At 63.6% G+C, this 21,366-nt stretch carries 25 protein-coding genes and 1 pseudogene; 13 read left to right on the plus strand and 13 right to left on the minus strand.

The window, feature by feature from the left end; genetic code table 11:
* Window positions 1-76: 76 nt before the first annotated feature.
* The 4 genes from IPK59_16270 (at window position 77) to IPK59_16285 (ending at window position 2,758) form a co-directional block, all read left to right on the plus strand.
* Window positions 77-487: a VOC family protein gene (locus IPK59_16270; GenBank protein ID MBK8160254.1), complete on the plus strand. Its 411-nt coding sequence runs from the start codon at window positions 77-79 to the stop codon at window positions 485-487.
* 201 nt (window positions 488-688) lie between these two features.
* Window positions 689-1,447 carry a hypothetical protein gene (locus IPK59_16275; protein MBK8160255.1) on the plus strand — a complete coding sequence of 253 codons (759 nt, stop codon included), beginning with the start codon at window positions 689-691 and terminating at the stop codon, window positions 1,445-1,447.
* A gap of 92 nt (window positions 1,448-1,539) precedes the next feature.
* A complete protein-coding gene (locus IPK59_16280; protein ID MBK8160256.1) occupies window positions 1,540-2,136 on the plus strand; it encodes a hypothetical protein in 597 nt (198 codons plus the stop codon).
* Window positions 2,036-2,758, plus strand: a complete 723-nt coding sequence (locus IPK59_16285; GenBank protein MBK8160257.1) for a hypothetical protein — start codon at window positions 2,036-2,038, stop codon at window positions 2,756-2,758. Before IPK59_16280 ends, IPK59_16285 begins: the two co-directional genes overlap by 101 nt.
* A 30-nt stretch (window positions 2,759-2,788) precedes the next feature.
* Here the strand turns inward: IPK59_16285 and IPK59_16290 are convergent, their stop codons facing one another.
* From IPK59_16290 to IPK59_16315, 6 genes and pseudogenes are all read right to left on the minus strand, one after another.
* Window positions 2,789-4,039: a hypothetical protein gene (locus tag IPK59_16290; protein MBK8160258.1), complete on the minus strand. Its 1,251-nt coding sequence runs from the start codon at window positions 4,037-4,039 to the stop codon at window positions 2,789-2,791.
* Window positions 4,040-4,165: 126 nt separating this feature from the next.
* Window positions 4,166-4,876, minus strand: coding sequence for a DUF1223 domain-containing protein (locus tag IPK59_16295; GenBank protein MBK8160259.1), 711 nt, complete (start codon window positions 4,874-4,876; stop codon window positions 4,166-4,168).
* A gap of 82 nt (window positions 4,877-4,958) precedes the next feature.
* Window positions 4,959-5,372, minus strand: a complete 414-nt coding sequence (locus IPK59_16300) for a DUF3047 domain-containing protein (GenBank protein MBK8160260.1) — start codon at window positions 5,370-5,372, stop codon at window positions 4,959-4,961.
* A pseudogene (locus IPK59_16305) lies at window positions 5,338-5,679 on the minus strand (DUF3047 domain-containing protein). The gene IPK59_16300 and the pseudogene IPK59_16305 overlap by 35 nt, the downstream one beginning before the upstream one ends.
* A 59-nt stretch (window positions 5,680-5,738) precedes the next feature.
* Window positions 5,739-6,911 (minus strand): patatin-like phospholipase family protein, encoded by a 1,173-nt coding sequence (locus IPK59_16310; protein MBK8160261.1) that lies wholly within the window; start codon window positions 6,909-6,911, stop codon window positions 5,739-5,741.
* A gap of 215 nt (window positions 6,912-7,126) precedes the next feature.
* Window positions 7,127-7,450, minus strand: a complete 324-nt coding sequence (locus IPK59_16315) for a hypothetical protein (protein ID MBK8160262.1) — start codon at window positions 7,448-7,450, stop codon at window positions 7,127-7,129.
* A gap of 180 nt (window positions 7,451-7,630) precedes the next feature.
* On the opposite strand from IPK59_16315, the gene IPK59_16320 reads away from it, so the two are divergent.
* Window positions 7,631-8,527 carry a DMT family transporter gene (locus IPK59_16320; protein MBK8160263.1) on the plus strand — a complete coding sequence of 299 codons (897 nt, stop codon included), beginning with the start codon at window positions 7,631-7,633 and terminating at the stop codon, window positions 8,525-8,527.
* A 101-nt stretch (window positions 8,528-8,628) separates the two neighbouring features.
* On the opposite strand, the gene IPK59_16325 is transcribed toward IPK59_16320, so the two are convergent.
* Together IPK59_16325 and IPK59_16330 are read right to left on the minus strand one after the other, a co-directional pair.
* A complete protein-coding gene (locus IPK59_16325; GenBank protein MBK8160264.1) occupies window positions 8,629-9,657 on the minus strand; it encodes an endonuclease/exonuclease/phosphatase family protein in 1,029 nt (342 codons plus the stop codon).
* A 197-nt stretch (window positions 9,658-9,854) separates the two neighbouring features.
* Complete coding sequence (locus IPK59_16330; protein ID MBK8160265.1) at window positions 9,855-11,045, minus strand: MFS transporter; 1,191 nt, start codon at window positions 11,043-11,045, stop codon at window positions 9,855-9,857.
* Between the two features lie 218 nt (window positions 11,046-11,263).
* Between IPK59_16330 and IPK59_16335 the strand changes: the two genes are divergently transcribed.
* The 7 genes from IPK59_16335 to IPK59_16365 all read left to right on the plus strand — a co-directional run bounded on the left by IPK59_16335 (window position 11,264) and on the right by IPK59_16365 (window position 17,997).
* Window positions 11,264-12,142 carry a phytanoyl-CoA dioxygenase family protein gene (locus tag IPK59_16335; protein MBK8160266.1) on the plus strand — a complete coding sequence of 293 codons (879 nt, stop codon included), beginning with the start codon at window positions 11,264-11,266 and terminating at the stop codon, window positions 12,140-12,142.
* A complete protein-coding gene (locus tag IPK59_16340; protein MBK8160267.1) occupies window positions 12,133-13,152 on the plus strand; it encodes a LacI family DNA-binding transcriptional regulator in 1,020 nt (339 codons plus the stop codon). Before IPK59_16335 ends, IPK59_16340 begins: the two co-directional genes overlap by 10 nt.
* 193 nt (window positions 13,153-13,345) lie before the next feature.
* Window positions 13,346-14,212, plus strand: coding sequence for a hypothetical protein (locus tag IPK59_16345; GenBank protein MBK8160268.1), 867 nt, complete (start codon window positions 13,346-13,348; stop codon window positions 14,210-14,212).
* Between the two features lie 144 nt (window positions 14,213-14,356).
* Window positions 14,357-15,127 carry an SDR family oxidoreductase gene (locus IPK59_16350; GenBank protein ID MBK8160269.1) on the plus strand — a complete coding sequence of 257 codons (771 nt, stop codon included), beginning with the start codon at window positions 14,357-14,359 and terminating at the stop codon, window positions 15,125-15,127.
* 104 nt (window positions 15,128-15,231) lie between these two features.
* Complete coding sequence (locus tag IPK59_16355; protein ID MBK8160270.1) at window positions 15,232-16,074, plus strand: alpha/beta hydrolase; 843 nt, start codon at window positions 15,232-15,234, stop codon at window positions 16,072-16,074.
* 72 nt (window positions 16,075-16,146) lie between these two features.
* Window positions 16,147-16,629 (plus strand): PAS domain-containing protein, encoded by a 483-nt coding sequence (locus IPK59_16360; protein MBK8160271.1) that lies wholly within the window; start codon window positions 16,147-16,149, stop codon window positions 16,627-16,629.
* Between the two features lie 165 nt (window positions 16,630-16,794).
* Entirely contained in the window at window positions 16,795-17,997 is a 1,203-nt protein-coding gene (locus tag IPK59_16365) for a pentapeptide repeat-containing protein (protein MBK8160272.1), read from the plus strand.
* A 21-nt stretch (window positions 17,998-18,018) separates the two neighbouring features.
* Here IPK59_16365 and IPK59_16370 read toward each other — a convergent pair whose 3' ends face one another.
* The 5 genes from IPK59_16370 to IPK59_16390 all read right to left on the minus strand — a co-directional run bounded on the left by IPK59_16370 (window position 18,019) and on the right by IPK59_16390 (window position 20,869).
* Window positions 18,019-18,531: a PAS domain-containing protein gene (locus tag IPK59_16370; GenBank protein MBK8160273.1), complete on the minus strand. Its 513-nt coding sequence runs from the start codon at window positions 18,529-18,531 to the stop codon at window positions 18,019-18,021.
* A gap of 191 nt (window positions 18,532-18,722) precedes the next feature.
* Window positions 18,723-18,899 (minus strand): antibiotic biosynthesis monooxygenase, encoded by a 177-nt coding sequence (locus IPK59_16375; GenBank protein MBK8160274.1) that lies wholly within the window; start codon window positions 18,897-18,899, stop codon window positions 18,723-18,725.
* Between the two features lie 3 nt (window positions 18,900-18,902).
* On the minus strand, window positions 18,903-19,388 hold the full coding sequence (locus IPK59_16380) for a DUF3828 domain-containing protein (GenBank protein ID MBK8160275.1): 486 nt from the start codon (window positions 19,386-19,388) through the stop codon (window positions 18,903-18,905).
* 9 nt (window positions 19,389-19,397) lie between these two features.
* Window positions 19,398-20,492 (minus strand): nitronate monooxygenase, encoded by a 1,095-nt coding sequence (locus IPK59_16385; protein ID MBK8160276.1) that lies wholly within the window; start codon window positions 20,490-20,492, stop codon window positions 19,398-19,400.
* Window positions 20,492-20,869 carry a nuclear transport factor 2 family protein gene (locus tag IPK59_16390; protein ID MBK8160277.1) on the minus strand — a complete coding sequence of 126 codons (378 nt, stop codon included), beginning with the start codon at window positions 20,867-20,869 and terminating at the stop codon, window positions 20,492-20,494. The genes IPK59_16385 and IPK59_16390 overlap by 1 nt, the downstream gene beginning before the upstream one ends.
* Window positions 20,870-20,996: 127 nt before the next feature.
* Between IPK59_16390 and IPK59_16395 the strand changes: the two genes are divergently transcribed.
* Window positions 20,997-21,365 (plus strand): helix-turn-helix transcriptional regulator, encoded by a 369-nt coding sequence (locus IPK59_16395; protein ID MBK8160278.1) that lies wholly within the window; start codon window positions 20,997-20,999, stop codon window positions 21,363-21,365.
* Window position 21,366: the final 1 nt, after the last annotated feature.

Consider the following 21,366-nt stretch of genomic DNA (forward strand, 5'->3'; position numbering starts at 1 on the left):
AGCCGCGATGAATTTCATTCTCTCAGCTGCCATCCGGCAGCAACAACCCACCCAACGTAACCCGATGGAGACGATGATGAAGCTCAACCCCTATCTGACCTTCAACGGCCAGTGCAAGGAGGCCATGGAATTCTATGCCAAGACCTTGCGTGGCCAGGTTGTCATGATGATGAAGAACAGCGACCTAGCGCCAGGCGACCAGATGCCGGGCGTGAAACCCGATCTCATCATGCATGCCCGCATCATGATGGGCGATCAGGTGCTGATGGCCTCCGACGCCACGGCCGACTGCCAGGTCGATACCAAGGGCATGATGGTCTCGACCGTGGTCGAGACACCGGAAGAGGCCGAGCGCATCTATGGCGAGCTCAGCGCCGGCGGCCAGATCACCATGCCGATGGAGGAGACCTTCTGGGCCCACCGTTTCGGCATGCTCACCGACCGCTACGGCATCCCCTGGATGGTCAATTGCGAAAAGTCGATGTGAGGTATCCCGGCCACGAGTTAACGATTATGTAAGCTTCCAGTAAGAAAACCCCTTGTCAGCTTCCTGTAAGGAAAGCTATTGAAAAGCGGCCACGGCATTGGCGGTGATTCGAAATCATCGCCAATGCCATTGAAATATAGACGTTTTTCAGAGCTTTCGGCCGCGGCGCCGCCGTCGGCTGCAGGCAGGGGGAAATTGAGAATGCCGGATGCCAACCCGCTCAGGCGGAAAATGCTGGCTGGCAGCGCCTGTCTTGGCGCATGGCTCTTAACCAATTCGGCTGATGTCGCCGAAATCCTCGCCTTTGGTGGTTTCGACTTCATCCTGATCGACCATGAGCACGGCCAGGGCAATATCGGCGACGCCATCGCCCAGCTGCGCGCCGTCAAAGGCAGCGATTGCGCGGGCATTCTGCGCGTTCCAAGTCACGATCCCATCTACATCAAGCGCGTCCTCGACGCGGGCGTCGACGGCATCATGGTTCCCAATGTCAGCGATGCGGAGGAAGCGCGCCAAGTCGTCGCTGCCTGCCGCTATCCACCACGCGGCAAGCGTGGTGCCTTCGGCGGCATGCGGGCCATGGATTACGGCTTCAATCCCGGCTACTACGCCAGCGCGGCCGACAAGGTATTTGTCATTGTGCAGGTGGAGAACGCCGCCGCCATCGATCACATCGCGGAAATCGCCGCTGTCGACGGCATCGACATGATCTTCATCGGTCCACGCGATCTTTCCGCCAGCCTCGGCAAGCTCAACGAATTTTCAGATCCCTTCGTGCGCGCGGAGATCGAGCGTGCCGAACAGGCGATCCAGCGCAGCGGCAAACTCCTCGGCAGCACAGCCATCAATGGCAAGGTGGCAAAGGATATGGCTGATCGCGGCTACCACTTGATCGTCCCTGGCAGCGACGTGACGCTGCTCAGTCTTGGCATCCGAGCCACCATGGCGGAGGCTAGGTGATGGCTTTCCTTCAGACTGTTCTACGTTGAGGGCCGGACCGCATGGCCTATCTGCGTTTGCCCTTCTGTTCGCCCTATAAGCTGATCCTGCCCTTGCTGAAGGTTCCGACCACGCCGGCGGACATCATCCACAGTAGTTATGCGCGCTATGTCTGGAAAATGCACGGGCGCCAGGTTCTTGGCCGGACCCTGCTCTACGGGCTGTTGTGGCCGATTCCCTTTGCCTATCTGTCGTGGAAACATACCCGCAAGCTCGGCGACCGGGTACGCGCGGCGACCGGAAAGGGGAAGCTGCGTCAGGTGACAGAACAGTTCTCCGTCGCTCTCCGATACTCGATTTCGCCTAGGAAATACTACGTCTTCGAATTGTTCCGACCAGAGCGGCTGCGCCATGCCGGCAGCTACATTGCGCGCTACGAGTTCAAAGGTGGCCTGCATACATTTCTGGAATCACGCATTGAGCGACCGACCCGGCGCATCCTAAATGACAAGGCCGCGTTCTTTCGGCAATGCCAGAAGAATGACATCGCGACCATGCCGACCTACCTTGTCGTTCACAGCGATGGCAATCTGGAAAGGCTGACACCCTTTGCTCATCAAGCCGCTGAAGGGGCGTGGCGGGCGCGGTTGCGAACGTTGGCTGCGGCAGGCAGACGGCCGCTATCTGGACCAGAATGGCATCACGCGTGATGCCACGGAACTCTTGGTCCACATCGTTACGCTAGCCGCTGGCAAGGCAATGCTGGTGCAGGGCGCCATGCTCGCGCATCCTGAATTGCGGGATCTGGCCGTCAACGTCCTCACCTCCTGCCGCATCATGAGTATCCGGAACGAAACCGGTGGCTTCGAAGCCACGCATGCGGTGTTCAAATCCTCAACCAAGCCGGAAGCAATTGTCGACAACTTTCACAAGGGCGGTATCGTTTCGCGCGTCGATATGACGACCGGCGAACTGGGGCCGGCCTCGGATGCGGGCACGGCTCAGCCATGCGTATGGTACGACAAGCATCCACTCACCGGCGCCGAGATCAAAGGACGCATCCTGCCGCAATGGCGCGAGACGATCGACCTCGTGTGCCGGGCGCATGCTGCCTTTCCCGACCGCATCACGGTTGGCTGGGATGTGGCGATTACGGATCAGGGTCCGCGCATCATCGAAGGCAATGTTCAATCCGGCTGCGACATGATCCAACGTACTCACGATTTGCCGGCCGGTATCGGGCGCCTTGCCGAATGTTACGCACACCATGTCGATCTGGCGTTCCTGCGTGACATGTCCGCCGCCTGGAAGGAGCGCAAGGGCCTCACCTAGTCCGCGATAGACTCGGCCCGAACGCCGCGTTTAGTCCAGTTCCATGCGCTGGAGATGCCAGTACATCAACTCGGCATAGCGCGACTGGCCGAGCGGCCCCTGATGCGGGCGCTGGATATTGTCCACATCGGGCGCCGCATTGCCTTCGACGATCAGCAGCCCGTCCGTGGTGATGGCGATGTCCCAGCCGACGACGATCCGGTCGGCGAAATGCGCATGGGCGCGCTGTGCCAGCGCCACGACCTCGTCCCATTGCGGCAGCCTGCGCCCGGGAATGCGGGCACCCGTTTCAGGATGCTGGTCTAGCCAGCCGACGCTGGGCGCCAGGCCGAAATCGGTTGCCCTGCCCAGCTCACCGGTGACGAGGTCGATCGGTGCCGCGATGCAGCCGGAATGGAAATTATCGACGATGCTGGCGGAACTCTGACCCATGCGGAACACGGCCCGCACCGCTTCAAAACCGCCTTTCTCGTCGATCATGGTGACGAGGCGCACGGTGGCCAGCGCACCTGGTGACAGGTCGGCGATGTCCGCATGGTTGATCAGCCGGACCTGAACCATGTAGGGCTCGCGGCGCGACAGGTCAATGAGACGCGCAAGCAGCCTGCTTTCATCCAGACTTGCGCCATCGGCGCGGTGATAGAGACCATCGCGATAGTGCCACAGTTCGGCGCGCGTACCGCCGCGACCGCGCGTGCGCTTGACGAAGAGATCACGCGGCGGCAGAGCGGCTCGTCCTGTCCCCTCGATGCGCCCGTCCGACAAGGACAATTCCGTCGCCGAGACGGGCAGGCCGCGTGCCTGGCAGTAGCTGGTGAATCCGTCCTTGCCGGTCATGGGCGAAGTGGTCCCATCCGCTTTCAGGCGACGATAGAGCCCGTCCTTGACGACGAAGCGATGGATGTAGTCACCAGCCAGTCGCCGCCGTTCGGGCAGGAAGAATTCCATGACGTAATAGGCCTGCGGGCGAAAGCCGAAGCGCGCGGCGAGCCAGGCCTGCTCGGCCATCTGCCGGATAATACCCTTGCCGGTTCGCGCCCTCACCATGGCGGCGTTGCGCCTAGTCAAGTCGATCACCCGCGGCGCCAGCAGGGCCGGCCACAGCAGCAGCAATAGCACCATCTCGATGGTGCCGAAGAAGCCGAGGCTGTGCCAAATGGCTCGGTAGTGGATTTTGTGCAGCCGCTCCGCTGCTTCGGTGCCGGCTGGTAGGAACGCCCAGAGGAGTGGCAGCGGTGGTGGGAATTTCTGCACACTGATCTTGATCTCGTTTGCCGCCATGATGCGCGACGCCTTCAGCCAATCGTTTTCGACCCCACGGCCTCTAGCAGAATCGGGGAGTCGGGTCACGTGAAAGCTCAGTCGGGGCGTGGCAGGAAAGCGCCACAATCTTGAGCAGTTAAGCGATTACAGCTTCGCCGCCGCCAGGATCTCGCCGCCCAGCGGCAGTTGGACGAGGACAGCGCTGGCCAGCCCGTCGGGTACCGGCGGCAGGTCGAGCGCCACGGCATCACCGTTCCACCCGCCTAGCCGGATGAGTTCCCGGACGCTGTTCTTGATCGGCAGCACGCGCCGCCGGTTCTCACCCCGCGCCACCGGGACCTCGGTGATGCGCGGATCATAGCGCACCAGCCAGATATCTGCCGGCAGCATTGGCGCAGCGCCCGCGCCGATCTCGAGCCGGTCGCCGTCGCGCTGGATCGGCGGTGGTGCCTCCGCGCCGCGCAACACCGCTTCCGCGTCGATCAGCGCCTGCAATTCGCCAAGATCATGGCCGATCACATCCCGGCGGCCATTCACCACGATCTGCGGCGTGAAGGCGCCGGGATGGCCGAGCGGCCGTTCATAGACCATCTGCCGCTGCGTGAACTCCTTCCGCGCGAAGGTATCTTCCCAGCCCAGGTAATCCCAATAGGTGACGCCGAAGCTCAGGGCCAGCACATCGGCCCGCCCACTCACCTCGATGAGATTGGCATCCGCCGGTGGGCAGGACGAACAGCCCTGGCTGGTGAACAGCTCGACCACGACGGGGTGGGCCGCCAATTCCTCCGACCGGGCCGGCAGGGCTGTCGCGAAGGCCATGCCCAGTAAAACCACAAGCGGCGAACGCCATGCCATGATGCAACTCCCTTACCCGTGGCATCCGGACGCGGATGCCCCACTGGCAGTTCGCACCGCGCGGCGATTTGTTACGGAACCTTCACTTCGCCGCAAAGCTCACATCGCCATACCAGCCTTCGCTGATCCCGCCGGCATTGTCGGCATCGGTCATGATGGCGATGACATCGACCCGGTCGATCGTCTCGCCGAACAGCTCTTGGAAATCGTCGCGCAGGTTGCGGCTATGCGCCACCATCTCGCCCGCGGGAGCCGCACCGCTGTCGATGGCGATCTGCTTGACGCTGGGCGCAAACGGGTTGGGCCAGGACGCACCCACCGGCTGCGACAGTGACCAGACATATTGCACGGCGATGGTGTCGAGGTTGAAGAGGCCGCGCTTCACCACGAAGTAAAGGCGTAGCGGATAATCGTCGCCATCCTTCCGGCGCGGATCGAGCCCGGCTTTGCCCGCCCCCCAAAGCCCAGCGCCACTTGACCACCGGCGTCTTGGCAAGATCGATCTCCATCTCGCGATAGAGTCCGGACGCTGTGCCGTTGGCCTTGGCATGGAGGGCCGTGCCGCCGGCAAAGGGCACAAGATCATAGAGCGTCTTGCCGGCGAAGATCTCCTCCTGCCACTGGCCGCGATCGCCGGCCCCAAAGCGCGCGACGGCGACCGGGTCCGGCCCGCTTTGCCCGAAGGCTGTCACCGGGGAGGCCGTCACCGGGACGAGGGCGCCCAGCAGGGCGGCGAGCAGCATTCGACGTGTTGTCATCATGCCTCTTATACGCGGGGCGGCGCGTCTCTGGATCCCCCCCATTGGGATCCCCCTATATGATGCGCGAGGGTGCGGCACCCGCGCGTCGCAGCAGGCTGGCCTCACACACCGCGCGTCGGATAGGGCAATGCCGCCGCCGGCAGGTTGCCATCGACATGCTTGCGCAACGACGCATCGGCGATGCCGTAGCCCCAATTGATCAGCCGCTCCTGCCGCGCGTCGGGCATGGCTTCGAGGCGCGTCGGCGTCTCGGCGAGGTCCCTGGTGTGGTCGGGCGGGAATTGCGTGGCCGAGCCGCCATACTTCGTGATGTCCCCACGGATGCTCCAATAGGCGCCGCGCCGGCTGCCGTCGATATAGGAGCCGATCAACTGCCGCTTGCGCAGGCTGCGCACCTGGTTGTCGACGAGGTCGAGCACGCGCAGGGAATGCAGCGCCCAATCCTCGGCGGGCTCGCCTTCATCGGCGATCTTGGCGCCGGCATCGCTCACCAGCACGGTCTGGTATCGCTTCCACACCGTCTCCAGGCCAAGATTGTCATAGACCCCGCCATCGCTGAGCACGACGCGTTTGTTGAAGGGCGGATGGTCCAGCGTCGCCCCTTTCTCCGGCGGGCCGAAACTCGCCGGGTCGAGCTTGATCACCAGCGGCGAGAGGATCGGTGGAAAGGCCGAGGAGGCGGCGACGGCGGTCGCCAGCGACAAGGTCGGCTTGTCGACGAGGCCGACCCGGTAATCGCCCATATAGGGTTTCGAGAAGCGCCACAGCGCGCCAGTCTGCACATTGGTGGCGTTGATGACGAAGCGCGGATGGTCGGGCAGCGATTGCAGCGTCGCCGAGCCATAGAGATGTTTGGCATAGGCGGCAGCCACCTTCTCGCCGATCGTGCCGGGAAAGAAGATGCCGCTGAGCACGGATTTTACATCGAGGGTGTGGCGGGCGAGCGCGCGGATCGGCGCCACCACCTGGGGCTCGAAATCGGCGCGCACCTTCAGTGGGTCGAAGCTGAGCTTGCTCCATTTCAGGGCGAGCTGAGCCGCCGTGATCGACCCGCCCGAGACGCTGGAAATGCGCACCAGCTTGTCAAGCAGCCCCGCATCGTACAATCGCCACAGCGTGCCGACAGGAAACAGCATGGCCCGATAGCCACCGCCCGACAGAGCAAGCGCTGTCCCGGGCTCGGGGCCGCCTTGGGCATCCGGCCGATTGACGGGCGACTGGCGCTGGGCCGGGTCGGCGCTGACGGGTGGCAGGGCGGTCTCGTTGGTCGGCATGGCGGGCCCCTCTCAACGTGCGATACCCAAGCGTATCACCCGCAATAGTTAACAGCAAATCTTGACGCCGCGCAGCCCGTATTTTCATCCTGGGTGAATTGGAGGTATTTGTGGAATGGCACACGTCGTCTCAGCGACACCGTGGGACGCGCGCCCCTGCCTTCGTAGCTGCCGAACCTCGAATAGTCGCCCCATCGTATTGCCGGCACGCAAAATCACGCGTTGTGGCCCAGTGCGAGACGGCCCAGTGCGACACGGCCCAGTTCGACACGGCCCAGTTCGACACGGCCCTGTGCGACACGGCCCTGTGCGACACGGCCCTGTGCGACACGGCCCTGTACGACACGGCGGTACGCATCACCCGCATCTCGCGCCGCTCCGACACGGCTGCCTTTCAGTTTCGAGAATGTCGCGATGCCGCTTTCCGCCAGCACCGGCGTCGCCGTTAACCCCAGGACGGGACGGAAATCGATTTTCTCATCGACCGGGCTGATCAGGAGATATACCGGGCAAAGCGCGCGCGGCGGGCTGTGTAGCAACCCGGCCCAGCGCGCGGGGCCGATCTCGCGAAATTCTTCACTTTGCCCTGATGAGCCGGCATGAGCGATGGCTCGGGACTGTGAGCACCGCGCTCTGCGCCCAGGGCCATGACGCCGTTGCGTGCCTGGACTTTGAAGAATGTTGCTAGTCTCGTTCGGGGCCATCGGGGAGACATCTGCATGGGCGAGATCTGGGGCGTGATGGCGGCGGTGCTCTCGAGCGGGATCGGTGGCACGGCGGTGGTGGCGACGCGCTATGTAATGGATGCCATCGACCCGCTGGCCCTGGGTGCGTTGCGCTTTGGCATCGGCTTTGTCCTCCTGCTGCCGTTGGCCCTTCTGCAGCGCGCGACATGGCCGGGGCGGCGGGACTGGCCGGGTGTCGCGGGGCTGGGGCTGCTGTTCTTTGCGCTGTTCCCGATCCTCTTCAACGCGTCGCTGATCTACACAACGGCGGCGCGCGGCGCACTCGCCTTGTCGACCCTGCCGCTCCTCACCTTGCTGGTAGGCGCCTTGCTCGGCATCGAGAAACTCACCCTGCGCAAGACGGTCGGCGTGTTGATCGCGATGTCGGGCGTGGCGCTGGCCTTGCTGTCGGGCCTTGCCACCGTGCCGGAAGGCGCCTGGCGCGGCGATCTGCTGATGATCGGCGCCGCCCTCTGCATGGCGCTCTACAATGTCTGGTCGCGCCCATTCATCCGCCGCTCGGGTCCCATTCCATTTGCGACCGCCGGGATGGGTGTCGGGGCGCTTTGTCTCCTCATCGTGTCGGGAGCGCGCGGCGGATTTGCGCCGCTCGCCGCGTTCGACGTGCCGCAATGGTCGGCGGTCGCCTATCTCGGCGTGTTCGGCGGGGCCGTGACCTTTTTCCTCTGGGCCTTTGCCCTCGGCCGCGCATCGCCGACGCGGGTCGCGATCTCGGTCACGGTCAACCCGATCACCGCATCGCTGTTCGGCGCGGCTCTGCTCGGCGAGGCGATCCGCTGGAATCTCGTGGTGGGCTTGGTGACCGTATTTGCCGGGATCTGGCTCGCGGTGACTAATGCGAAATCCGTCGATGAGGTCGGCCCGGCCTGATCCGCGGCCGGTCTTGCCTTACTCTGCCGGTGCTGCTTCCGGTTCATAGACCGGACCTTGCCTCTTTTGTGGCATGGGCATCGGGTCCTTGCCGTCGTTCATCACTTGTCCAGCGCAGCCAGCTCTTTCAAATAGGCGTTGGTTTCGTCAACGCCGAATTCGCTCCACATGATGAGATGGTCGGACATCTGGTATGTCCGCCAGTCGTTGAACGCCTTCACCGTCCTGGCTTTCGTGATGTGACGGAACTTCTTCGGGTCATTGAAGACATAGTCGAAGAAATCGAAGATTCCCGCTTGGGTATTCTTCGCGGTCGCCTTGTGTTTGAAGAAAGCAATCTGGTCGTAAAACTTGTCCATCTTGACATTCGAGCCTTTGGGCAGCGCCGCCAGTTTTTCCGGCACGAAGAACTTGTTCTTGGTCAAACCGGCAAAGGTCTTGTCGCTGCGCTTGAAGATATTGAAATCGCCAAGCAGTACCAGATGCTCCGGTGAATAGTTCTTGGGAGCCGCGATGTCGATATAGTCCTTCGCTTTGCTGGCGAGGATTTTGGCGAGCTTGTCTATTTCCTCAACGCGCCGTTTCGGATCAGGTTTTCCCTCGCCGTAATAGATGTGAACCGTGCAGAGGTTGAATTTTGTCCAGCCGACCTGAAAACCGCAGATGAACGGCGTCCGCGCTATCTGCGCGACTTCCGCGCTCGCCTCCTTGTTTGGCAGGACCATTTCGCCTGCCAGACCCGTAAAGCTCACCTTCCCCTTATTGAAGATGAAGGCCATGCGTTCAAAATTGCCACCGTCGGCATAGCTGACATCGGAATACACCACGTCCCATTGCGGGCCGAGAATTCGCACCACGTCCTTAAGCGCGCGAAGATCGGCCCGCACTTCCTGAACGGCGATGAGATCAAATCGGCTGAGACATTCGGCGATAAAATAAAGCGCTTCCGGCAGCCGTGGTCCCATTTTCTCGCCGCCGAATTCTCGGATGTTCCAGGTGGCAAGCAGGAAATTTCCTTCGCTCTTCGCTGGAATCTTCCGCGAGAGCCCTCTTCGGATGTTGAAAAGGCCGTAGATGGCCCGGCGACGTTCTTCAACATCTTTGATTTGACGCAAGCCGGTGTAATTCATCGAATTCCCCCGTCGGTTCAAACCCTGGTCCAGATCCCATGACCTGATGGAAAATACCATAGGTAGTAGAGATCGTCAAAATGACCGTGTTACGGTTAGGTGACGGCGGGAGGAGTCGGCCACGAAGAGGGCGCCAGAGGCTGCTGATACTCGGACCTGGATAGGCTGTCTCGTGACGAAGGTATGGTGACCGCGACCTATTCGGCCGGTGCTGCTTCCGGTTCATAGACCGGCTCACTCCCGCCCGTCCGTCTGGTGAGCCAGAGCGAGAAAAGCGCGACGCCGCAGGCGGCAAACGCCACGGCGGCACCCATCCACGGCACGCTCTCATAGCCAAAGCCATGGGCGATGGGCAGGCCGCCCAGGAACGCCCCCGAGGCGCAGCCGATGTTGAAGCCGGCATGATTGAGGACCGAGACCATGTTGGGCGCCCCCTTGGCCTCGTTCACCACATGCATCTGCAAGGGCGCCACCACGGCGAAACCAGCGACACCCCAGACGATGAGGGTTGCGATCGCCGTCACCGGGTTGAAGGCCGTCACGGTGAAGAGGGCGAGCAAGCCGCCGGTCAGCAGGAAGAGGCCGATGAGCGAGGGCATGAGCTTCCAATCGGCAAGTCGCCCGCCGAGGAGATTGCCGACGGTGAGGCCGATGCCGAACACCACCAGCACATAGGTGACCGAGGCGGCGGCGATGCCGGTGACATTGGTGAGGATCGGCGTGATGTAGGTGTAGACCGAGAACATGGCGGCGGCCGAGAGCGCGCTCATGGCCATGCCGAGGGCGACCTGCGGGCGCTTCAGCACCGCGAACTCGCCCAGCAGCGATTTTGATCTGAGGGCCGCCATGCGCGGCACCATGATGGCGACCGCGATGGCGGCAATGACCCCGATCATCGCCACGGCGAGGAAGGTGAAGCGCCAGCCGAAGGCCTGGCCAAGGGCGGTGCCGCCGGGCACGCCCAGCACATTGGCGACCGTGAGGCCTGCCATGGTGAGCGACATCGCCTGCGCCCGCTGATGCTTCGGGGCGAGGTCGGCTGCGACCACCGCGCCGATCCCCATGAAAGCCGCATGCGCAAAGGCGGTGAAGATGCGGGCCGCCAGCATCAATTCGTAAGTGGGGGCGAGGGCGCAGAAGAGATTGCCGAGCACGAACACGCCCATGAGGCCGAGCAGCGCCCCCTTGCGCGGCAGGCGCGCGGTGAGGATGGCAAGGATGGGCGCGCCGATGACGACGCCGACCGCATAGCCCGTGACCAGCAGGCCCGCCTGCGGAATGTCGACGTTGAGATCGCGCGCCACATCGGGGAGGAGGCCCATCACCACGAATTCAGTCGTGCCGATGCCGAAACAGCCGGCGGCAAGGGCGAGGATCGAACGCGGCAGGGCCATCTGGACCATCATCCGGACTAAGGTCGGGGAAGGTCATTCTTCGCACATGCAGCAAAAGCGCAAAAGTTAATTCGTCATACCAATGGCGCGGGTGGCTTTGCCCGAAAAGCATGCCTCGCTTGCCCGCCCCCGATACCTGTGATTTGCTGCCAGCTAATCGATTAGCTAAACGATTAGCTGGCAGCTAACAGCGACTTTTCGGGAGAAGCGCCATGTACACCAAGCGAGCCCTCCACGACCTCGGCGTCACCGGCGCCGATTTCACCGACGGCGAACGCCGCCAGCTCGACGAGGACGGCTACTTCATCCGCAAGGGCATCTTCTCACCCGCCGAATGCCGGGCGATGGCGGATGCCTTCGACCATCTCTCGGCCATCGAAGGCGCGCAGGGCGGGCATGAGGTCCATGTCGAACCAGGCGCCCCGCGCGTCTCCAACATCTTCAACAAATCGACCGCATTCGACCGCTGCCTCGAGATCAAGACGGTGCTGGCTGCCTCCGCCTATCTGCTGGGCGAGATCAAGGTACATGGCGCCAATCTGCGCGAGCCGTTGCGGGGCAGGGGCCAGCAGGATCTCCATGTCGATGTGCCCAAGCATTTCGACGGCGATTGGTGGGTCCTCAACGTCATCATCTGCTTCGACGACATGACGCTGGAGAACGGCCCGACCCGCGTCGTGCCGGGCTCGCATCATTGGGCGCCCTTCAACTGCTCGATCGTCAACCGCTTCGACTGGACCCCGCAGCCTTTGTCGCCCGAGGACGAGGCGCGCGTGCCCCAGGACGCCGGCGCACCCTATCCCGGCGAGGTATTGGTGGAAGCGCCGGCAGGTTCGATCATCGTGTGCAATTCATCGATCTGGCATAGCGGTACCCGCAACAACAACGGCGCCCGCCGCCGCGTGTTGCATCTGACTTATACCCGCCGCGATCTGCCCCAGCAGCTGGTGCAGCGCGAACATCTGGTTCAGGCGACCTATGAGCGCATGAGCGATGTGCAGCGATATCTGCTCGACATCGAGCCGATGGCGCCGGGTGCCATCCTGCAATCGGCCCGAGCACCCGGTGCCAGCAAGGATTGGTGGGCCTGACCGCCGTCATGGCAACGATGCGCGATGTGGCGGATGAGGCCGAGGTCTCGGTCGCGACCGTTTCTGCCTGCGTCAGCGGCCGGCGCTTCGTGAGCCCGGCGCTGAAGGCGCGGGTCGAGCGCGCCATTGCGACGCTGGGCTATCAGCCGGACGGGATCGCGCGTTCCTTGCGCACCGGCAGCACCGACCTCATCGGCCTGGTCATCCCCGACATCACCAACCCGTTCTTCACCGAATTCGTGCACGGCGTCGAGTTGATGGCCAAGGCCTATGGCTATGCGACGATCCTTGCCGACAGCAATTACGACATCGCAGCCGAGGCGAAGATGATGAGCCTCATGCGCCAGCAGCGGGTCGACGGCCTCATCCTCTGTCCGGCCGGCAGCCGCAGTGACTACCGCTTCGACGGCTGGTCGCGCGACATCCCGGTGGTGATCGTCGACAATGCCTGGGATGACACGCCCTTCGACACCATCACGCTCGACAATGTCGTGGCCGGGCTGGAGACGACGCGGCACATCCTCCAGCAGGGGCACCGCGACATCGCCATCATCGCCGGCCCCAAAGGCAACCATACCAGCGACGAACGTCTCCAGGGCTTCGAACGCGCCATGGGCTCAGCGAAATTGAGGCTGCAGCCCGATTTCATCCGCCATGCCGATTTCCGCGAAGCCGGCGGCTATCGGGAAGCCCAGGCCCTCATCGATCTCAAGCGGCGCCCAAGCGCCATCTTCGTTGCCAACAACAACATGCTGATCGGCGTCATGCGCGCGCTGCATGATCGCGGCCTCAAGGCACCCGATGACATGTCGGTGGCCAGCATCGACGATTTCCCCTGGGCCGGCGCCTTCAGGCCGGGCCTCACCACGGCGCGCCAGCCGGTGGGCGAAATGGCCCAGCACGCCCTGCGCCTCATCCGCAAGCGCGCTTTCGAGGAAGAGGTGTCGCCGCGCGAACAGGTCATGCTGCCGGCGCAACTGATCGTCCGGGATTCTGTCCGGCGGCATTAAGCAGACCCTGTGACGCATCGCACAATTTGTCACATGATTTCGCTGTCAGATATATTATCATATTGATATATAACGATATTAAAGAAGCAATAAAGACGCATTTCATTTGAACTTATAGACCGATCCGCGCCACCAATCGGCATCGGCCCAGCATGACGCAGGGCCTTATGCAGAAACCAAGAGACGGTGGATCATGAACAAGACTCAACTTCTTTCCGCGATTGCCTTCACGACTTTGACGATTACCTGGATGCCCATCGCAGCCCAGGCCAACGCCGGCACCTGCACCCAGCTTTCGGGCCAGGCACTGCAGCAGCGCATCAATGCCGGCAAATGCGACACGGCCACGCATCTCAGCCCGGAAATGACCACGGCTCTCGCCATGGCCGAGAAGGGCAAGAAGGCCGGCGACACGTTTATCGAACAGCCCGTGACCGAAGACGGCGAGGAGCCTGGTGATGAAGAAGCCAAGAATGATGGCGGCGAACCGAGCAAGGAGAATGGTAGCGACGTGGACGGCGATTCCGGCAACGGGTCGGGCAACGGCGGCGGCAAGCAGAAGAAGCTCCCGGGTGACGAGATTGTCATGAAGAATCCGGGCGGCAAGATCAACATTGGCGACAAGCCGGTGCTGAAGAAGCACAAGCAGCCCAATGGTGACGAAGCGATCGGCGAAAAGATCGAAGAGCTGGAATTTGGGACGCCGGAACATGACCTGGCGATCGCCGAGGAAGTCGAGGTTCTTGGGCTCGCCGATCCGAAGGAGCCGAATCTGGGTCTCGCCGCTCCGAAGGAACCGATCAAGGCTCTGGCTGAGCCTGAGGATCCGATCAAGACGCTCGCGGAGCCGAAAGACAAGCTGCGGGTGCTGGCCGATCCGAAGAAGTCGGAGCCGGCGCTGTTCGAAAAGATCGGCGATCTGCTGTTCGGTGCGCCGAACGACGTCAAGGGCGCCTTTCAGAACGGCCGTGACGGCAAGGACGCCAAGGGGAATGACGGCGGCAAGAAGGACAAAGACAGCGGCCGCGGGTCGAGAGGTGGCAGCGGCATCGCCGGCTGATCCGCCGCTGGCCATTCGACCGCCCCAAGGGGCAAACCCGCGACCGCGCCTCGGTCGCGGGTCTTTCTTTTACTGTCGCCTTGCGAGACACCCGTCACGGGTTTGGCTACACTCCAGCACAATGCAGCTGGAGGAAGATAAGAGATGAGCCAGAGATTGAACAGCAAGGTGGCACTGGTCACCGGCGCCACTTCGGGGATCGGCCTTGCCATCGCCGAGCGATTCGCCGCGGACGGGGCGAAGCTTGTCCTCACCGGCCGCAACCAGGCACCAGGCGAGGCGCTGGCGAAGAAACTCGGTGCGACCTTCTTTGCCGGCGACGTGCTGGAAAAGGGTCTGGCCGACGATCTTGTGGCGCGCTCGGTCGCCTTGCATGGCCGCCTCGATATCCTGGTCAACAATGCCGGCATCATCCATCGCGGCAATATCCTGGAGACATCCGACGATGATTTCGCCCGCGTGATGGGCGTCAATGTCGATGCGGTGTTCCGCTTCAGCCGCGCCGCCATCCGCCAGATGGTGGCGCAGTTTGAGGCAAGCGGCAAAGGTGGCGCCATCGTCAACATCGCGTCCGACTGGGCCGTGGTGGCGGGCAAGCGCGAACTGGCCTACTGCACCTCGAAGGGCGCCGTCGTGATGCTGACCAAGGCCGCGGCCCTCGACCATGCGCGCCAGGGCATCCGCGTCAACGCGGTCTGCCCGGGCGATGTGGAAACGCCCATGCTGCTGGGTGGCATCGAGCATCGCGGCGACGATCCCAAGCTGGGCTTGCAGAAGAATGGCGACTCAATCCCCATGGGCCGCGTCGGCCAGCCGTCGGAAATCGCCCAGGCCGTTTCCTTCCTGGCCTCGGATGAAGCGAGCTTCATGACCGGCCATGCCATGCTGGTGGATGGCGGCAACACCGCGCAATAGGCCCGTCCAGAAAATCGCCGCCGGGATTGCGCGCAGGGTTTGTGCTGGCCGGCCGTGATGATCCTTGCCACCGCACGTCATCATTTCTGAGGGGAGACAACGCCGTGATAAAATTCCTGTCGGGTTGCCTGGTACTCCTGCTTCTGCTGGCCCATCCGGCCGCGGCCGTCGACCTGCCGCCCGGTGTCACGGTCCAGAAGAACATCGCCTATGGCGCCGACCGGAATCAGCGCTTCGACGTCTATCTGCCGGCCAATCCGCAGAACGCGCCCATTCTGTTCATGGTCCATGGCGGCGGCTGGAAGCGCGGCGACAAGGATGCGCGCGGCGTGGTCGACAACAAGATCGCGCGCTGGCTGCCCAAGGGCATCATCTTCGTCACGGTCAATTATCGCATGATGCCGGAAGAAGAACCATTGGTGCAGGCCGAGGATGTGGCGGCGGCTCTCGCCAAGGTGCAGGCACTGGCGCCGAGCTGGGGCGGCGATCCCGACAATGTGATCCTGATGGGCCATTCGGCGGGTGCCCATCTTGTCACCCTCATCACCATGGCGCCCGAGATTGCGACGGCCGCCGGCGCGCGCAATTGGAAGGGCACGGTCTCGCTCGATTCCGGCGCGATGAACGTGCCGGCGATCATGACCAAACGGCATCTCGGCCTCTATGACGAGGCCTTCGGCGACGACCCCGCCGAATGGGAAGCCGTTTCGCCCTATCACCGCGTGAAGGGGCCGACGCTGCCGGTCTTCGCCATCTGCCGCAAGCGCGGCGACGTCTCCTGCCCGGCCAACCAGGAACTGGCCAAGAAGGCCATCGACTTGGGCGGCAAGATCGAGGTCCTGCCCATGGCCCTCACCCATGGCGAGATCAACCTGGAACTCGGCAAGCCCGGCGCCTATACCGACCGCGTCGAAACCTTCATGCGCGGTTTGGGGTGGAAGCTGTAGGAACGCCGGTTGTAGGGACAGGGAGAGACGCCTATTCTGGCCGTCCTACCTTCGGGCCGCCGGAACAGGTGCATGAGCGGATTCGATGCCGACGCTTTTGCCGCACAGATTCGCCATCCCGTCCTGAGGCGGATGTTCGCCTATTGGCGCGACAAGGCCGGTGCGCGCAACATGCCGACCCGGGCCGATCTTGATCCGATCGATTTTCCCTATGCGCTTGGCTATGTGATGCTGGTCGAGGTGGAGCGGGCACCTTTGCGCTTCCGCTTCCGCCTCTATGGCAGCGCGCTCGTCAAATACTTCGCCGATGGCGACTATACCGGCAAATATGCCGACCAATTGCTGCCGCCCGATTACGCCCCCTTTGTTGTCGCTGCCTATACCACGGCCGTCGAAGGTGGTGTGCCGCGCCATGCCCAGCGCGAGATGGTGATCGACCGCCAGATACTCAACTACGATGTTCTCACCTTGCCGCTGGCGCATGTCCGAAACCCCGACGAAATCGCCATGCTGCTCGTGGTCATGATTCCGGCGCCGAGCATGCCCGTGCTGTGATAGTTGAGGTCGCCATTTTTCGCGCGACAGTCGCTGAGCGCCTGCGATGATGCGGCGCAAAAGATGCGGTGGGGAAAACGCACCTGTCGCAATTATCGGCGGAGACGCGCAAGATCACCCACAAGGGTGAGGCCTTGGCCAGGGATGGCCGCCAAGAGGTGTTGGATGGCGAGCGGGACGGATGCCAGCTTGCGGGATGTTCTTCTCGCGCATGGACGCTGGCTGCACAGCGCACGTGACGGCCAGCGCGCCGATCTGACGTTGCGCACGTTCCGCCAGCTCGACCTCAAGGGCATCGATCTCAGCCGTGCGAAAATGACCGGCGTGCAATTCCTGCGCTGCGATCTCAGCATGGCAAAACTGGCCGAGGCGGATCTCTTCGGCGCCAATCTGGTCGGCTCCGATTTCGTGCGCGCCGATTGCCGGCGCGCCGATTTCCGTGGCGCGCAACTGGCCGGCGCCGATTTCACCGAAGCGCGACTTGCCCACGCCGATTTCCGGGACGGGTCATTGCTGGTGAGCTTCGGCGGTGTGGTGGCGCCGGCGCAATTGCGCCTGGAGCCCGGCCAGGATGAGAACCTCACCATGAAGCGTGCCGACCTTGCCGGCGCCAAGCTGCACCAGGCGCTGATCCGCCGCACCGATCTCTCGGGCGCGGTGCTGCGCCAGGCCGATCTCTCCGAAGCCGACCTCACCGGCTGCTCCTTGAAGGATGCCGATCTGCGCGGCGCCAATCTGATGAATTGCAACCTCACCGGGGCGCAGCTCAACCGCGCGCTGGTCGAAGGCGCGCAGATGGGTGGCGCCATCCTCAAGGAAGCCAACGTCTTCGGAGTCGATTTCACCAAGGCGGTGTTCGACCAGCTCGACGTCACCGACACGATCAGCGTGGACGATTCAGCCGCCGCCGCCGCGCAGCTCGCAGACATCGTCAAGGCCCATGAAATCTGGGTGGAGACCTCGGGTGGCAAGGGTGCCCGTGCCGATTTCACCGAGAAGGACCTGTCGGGGGCGGCCTTTGCCGGACGCAACCTCACCGGCGCCGTCTTCACGCGCGCCAAGCTGCGCGCGGCCCATTTCGACAAGGCGCTGCTGTCGCTGGCCAATTTCAACCGCGCCGATCTCACCGGGGCGAGCTTCACCGCCGCCGACCTCAAAGGCGCCGACCTCGGCGAGGTCATCGCCCGGCGCGCCGATTTCCGCGATGCCGATCTTGGAAGCCAATCGGCGGTGCTGCCGGATGGCAGCGTGCGGCAATGGCCGACGCGCATGAGCTATGCGCGCCTCGAACAGGCGAACTTCACAGGCGCCAATCTCGACGGCGCGTTGCTGGAGGGGGCGACCATCGCCAAGGCGATCAAATCCTAGCTGGACCGAAGCTTCGGGATGTCAGCCCCGCGGTGCGGCCGACTTGGCCGGATCCTCGACCGGCACCGCCTCGAGTTCGGCCTCGGCCGGGAAACTGGTGTAATCCTCGATGGCGAGGCATTGGCGCACGACACCATCGACCAGCAGCGGATACATGCCGAACTTCACGGTGAGCGGATAGCCGGCACGCATCGGCCATTGATAGGCGCCGAATACCGGCTGGCCGCTGGCCTGCGCCTCGGCATAACAATCGAGCAGAATCTGATTGGCGCCGCTCGTGTCGGTGGCGATGAACTCGTCGACATAGCGACCGGTCAGGTTCATCCCGTTCCAGCGATCGACTTCGGTGCCGGTCAGGATATAGCGCACACGAAAGGGGTCGAATTCATAGGCGATGATATAGAGATAGGGCAGCAGCGCCTTGATGGCGGCCGGGTCGATCAACGCGCGTTGCGGCGTCGCACCATCGGCGAGGCTGCGCCAGTAGCGGTGCAGGGGGTCGATGCTGCCGGCTGGTTCGCGCTGCAGGGGCATGCAGCGATCATGGCCAGAAATGACCGACCCTGTCGAGTCTTCCAGAGCCGGTCGATCTGGTCAATTCAGGCGAGGTCCGGTGTCATCTGGTCGAGGATAGTTTCCGCCACCAGATGCCCGGCCTTGGCACGGAACTGCAGGAGGGCCGGGGCTTTCATGTGATCCTGCCAGAGGTCGTAGCTTTCCCAGCTCTAGACGAAGATGACGCGGCCGGTCTTCTCGTTCGAGACATGGAGCTCATAGCGGAGGCAGCCCGGCTCCTTGACCACGCCCGCGACCAGTTCCTGTTGCGCCGCCAGCAGCTCGGCTTCCTTGCCGGGATGGGCCTGGACCTGGGCGATGATGGTGAGGGGCTTCTTGCTGGGCATGATCTATTCCTGCAGAATTTTGGTGAGGGTGTCATAGCCCCAATCGATATCGGCGATCTGCCAGCCCTTTGTGGACAGCGCGAGGTGGAGTTTCACTTCCGCCGGCTGGCCGTAATTCATGAACTTGACGATGGCCATGGTCTTGTCGGGCTCGGCGGACTTTGCGACGGCCTTGTCGAGGTCGGTGATCTGCCAATCCTGGGAGCCGACGAAGGGATCGCCGTCGAGAACGGGCACGTCATTCGCGGCTTTGGCGCGCGCGGTGTCGGCCTCGATGAGCGCCGCGGTCTCGGGCGTGAAATAGCGCGCGACAATACCCGGCGCGGCCAGGTCGATGCCGCTCCCGGCCGGCTGGTCGGCATATTGGCCATAGATGTCGTCGAGCAGGGCCTGCGGACTGTCAAAGCCGCCCGGGGCCGGGGCGGTGCAGGCGGCAAGCGCCAGGCCGGCGGCCAGCAGCACCGCGCGCAGGGTGTTGGTGAGCATCATCTTCCCTTCTTATCGTTTCAGTCTTTCCAGGGTCTCGGCGGCGAGCAGGCGCGTGAGATTGCCGGCCCCCATGTCGCGCCCGAGACTAGCCGCCTGGCCCGACCAGAGCGAGCCGAAATCGCCGGAGCCTTGCGCCTCCGCCTTGGCCTTCACGGGGGCCAGCGCACCGCCGGCCGTGGGGAAAGCCGGGGCATCGCGGGTGATCGGCCCTATTTCGCGCATGATGCGGTTGATGATGCCGCGCGCCGGCCGCCCGGTGAAGATGTTGGTGAGCGCCGTCTGATTGTCCTTGGCCTGCTGCAGGGCCACGCGGTGCGGGGCCGAGATGCGCGCTTCGGAGCTGAAGAGATAGGCGGTGCCGAGCTGCACGGCGGCGGCACCCAGGGCAAAGGCCGCGTGGATGCCGCGCGCATCGCCGATGCCGCCCGCGGCGATCACCGGCACCTTCACAGCGTCAACCACCTGCGGCACCAGCGCCATGGTGCCGGCCTGGGTCGCCACGAGATCGAGCGGATCGCCGCCCAGGAACATGCCGCGATGGCCGCCGGCCTCGGCGCCTTGCGCGATGATGGCATCGGCGCCGTGGCGCTCCAGCCAGTCGGCTTCCTCGGCGCTGGTGGCGGATGAGATGATCTTGGCGCCGGTCGCCCGCACGCGCTTCAGGAGCGCCGGCTCCGGCAGGCCGAAATGAAAGCTCACCACCCGCGGCTTGAACTCCTCGACCAGCCGGCACATCGCATCGTCGAAGGGCAGGCGATTGCTGGTGGGGATGGGGGCTGTGGGGTCGATGCCGAACTCGGCGTAATAGGGCGCGAGGCGCGCGCGCCAGTTCGCCTCGCGCGCGGGATCGATCACCGGCGCCTGGTGGCAGAAGAAATTGAGGTTGATGGGCTTTGCCGTCTGCTGGCGGATGAGCTGCAGCTCGGCCTGCGCCTGTTCCGGCGTGAAGGTCGCGGTCGGCAGCGAACCGAGGCCGCCGGCTTCCGACACCGCCACGGCCATGTCGGCATAACAGGGTCCCGCCATCGGCGCCTGGATGATGGGCATTTCGATGCCGAAGAGATCGATGATCCGGCGATCCGGCCACATGCTGGTTCTCTCCATCAGGCTGCGGTGAGGTCGAAATGAAACACCTTGGCCATGATCTGCCAACGCCCGTCCAGTTTGACAAAGGTGAGCAGATCCGTGAAGGCCTTGGGACCGATGGCGCAGTTCACCACGGCCACCGCCGTGACGGGTCCGGCGAACTCGATGGAGACGATGCGGTCGGCGCGCTTCTGCTGGCTGGCGGCCGGCGCCGGGCGCGCATCGACGATCGGGAAATAGCTCGCCATGGTGTGGTAGGTGAGGGTCCCGTCGGTGGCGCAGGCATAGATCGCCTGCGGGTGGAACACCTGGGCCAGGCGCTTGGTGTCCGAATGATAAAGCCCGTCGAAATAGAGATCGAGGGCCGCGACGAGTTCGGGGTAGCGCGCATCCATCTGGGCAGTCTCCGCAAGGCTGGGGTTGCTGGAGCGGAGCTTAGAGGGATATGGTAACCGATGTATACTGCCACGCCGCGTCGCTGCCGATTTTCCGGTAACCGCGCGGTAACGGGAGGAAGCGCCCATGGCCTTGAAGCTGCGCCGCAACCAATCGCCGCCACCGCCGCCCAGCTGTGCTGTCGGCGAATGCATGGCCCTGCTGGGGGGTGCCTGGACGCCCAATGTCATCTGGTATCTGAGCGGCGGGCCGCGGCGCTTTGGCGAGCTTCGCCGCGACATGCCGCCCATTTCGCCCAAGATGCTGAGCGCGCGGCTGAAGGATCTGGAAATGAAGGGCGTCGTTGCGCGCAGCACACGCCCGACCTCGCCACCCTCGGTCGATTATGCGCTGACCCCCTTGGGCCGCGAGCTGGTGCCGGCCATCGAGGCCATCGTCGCGGTGGGGCAGAAATTGAAGGCGCAGCAGGCCCTGGCGGCACGGGCGGCGGAATAGG

This window comes from Rhodospirillaceae bacterium, assembly GCA_016712715.1.
GTDB lineage: Bacteria > Pseudomonadota > Alphaproteobacteria > Dongiales > Dongiaceae > Dongia.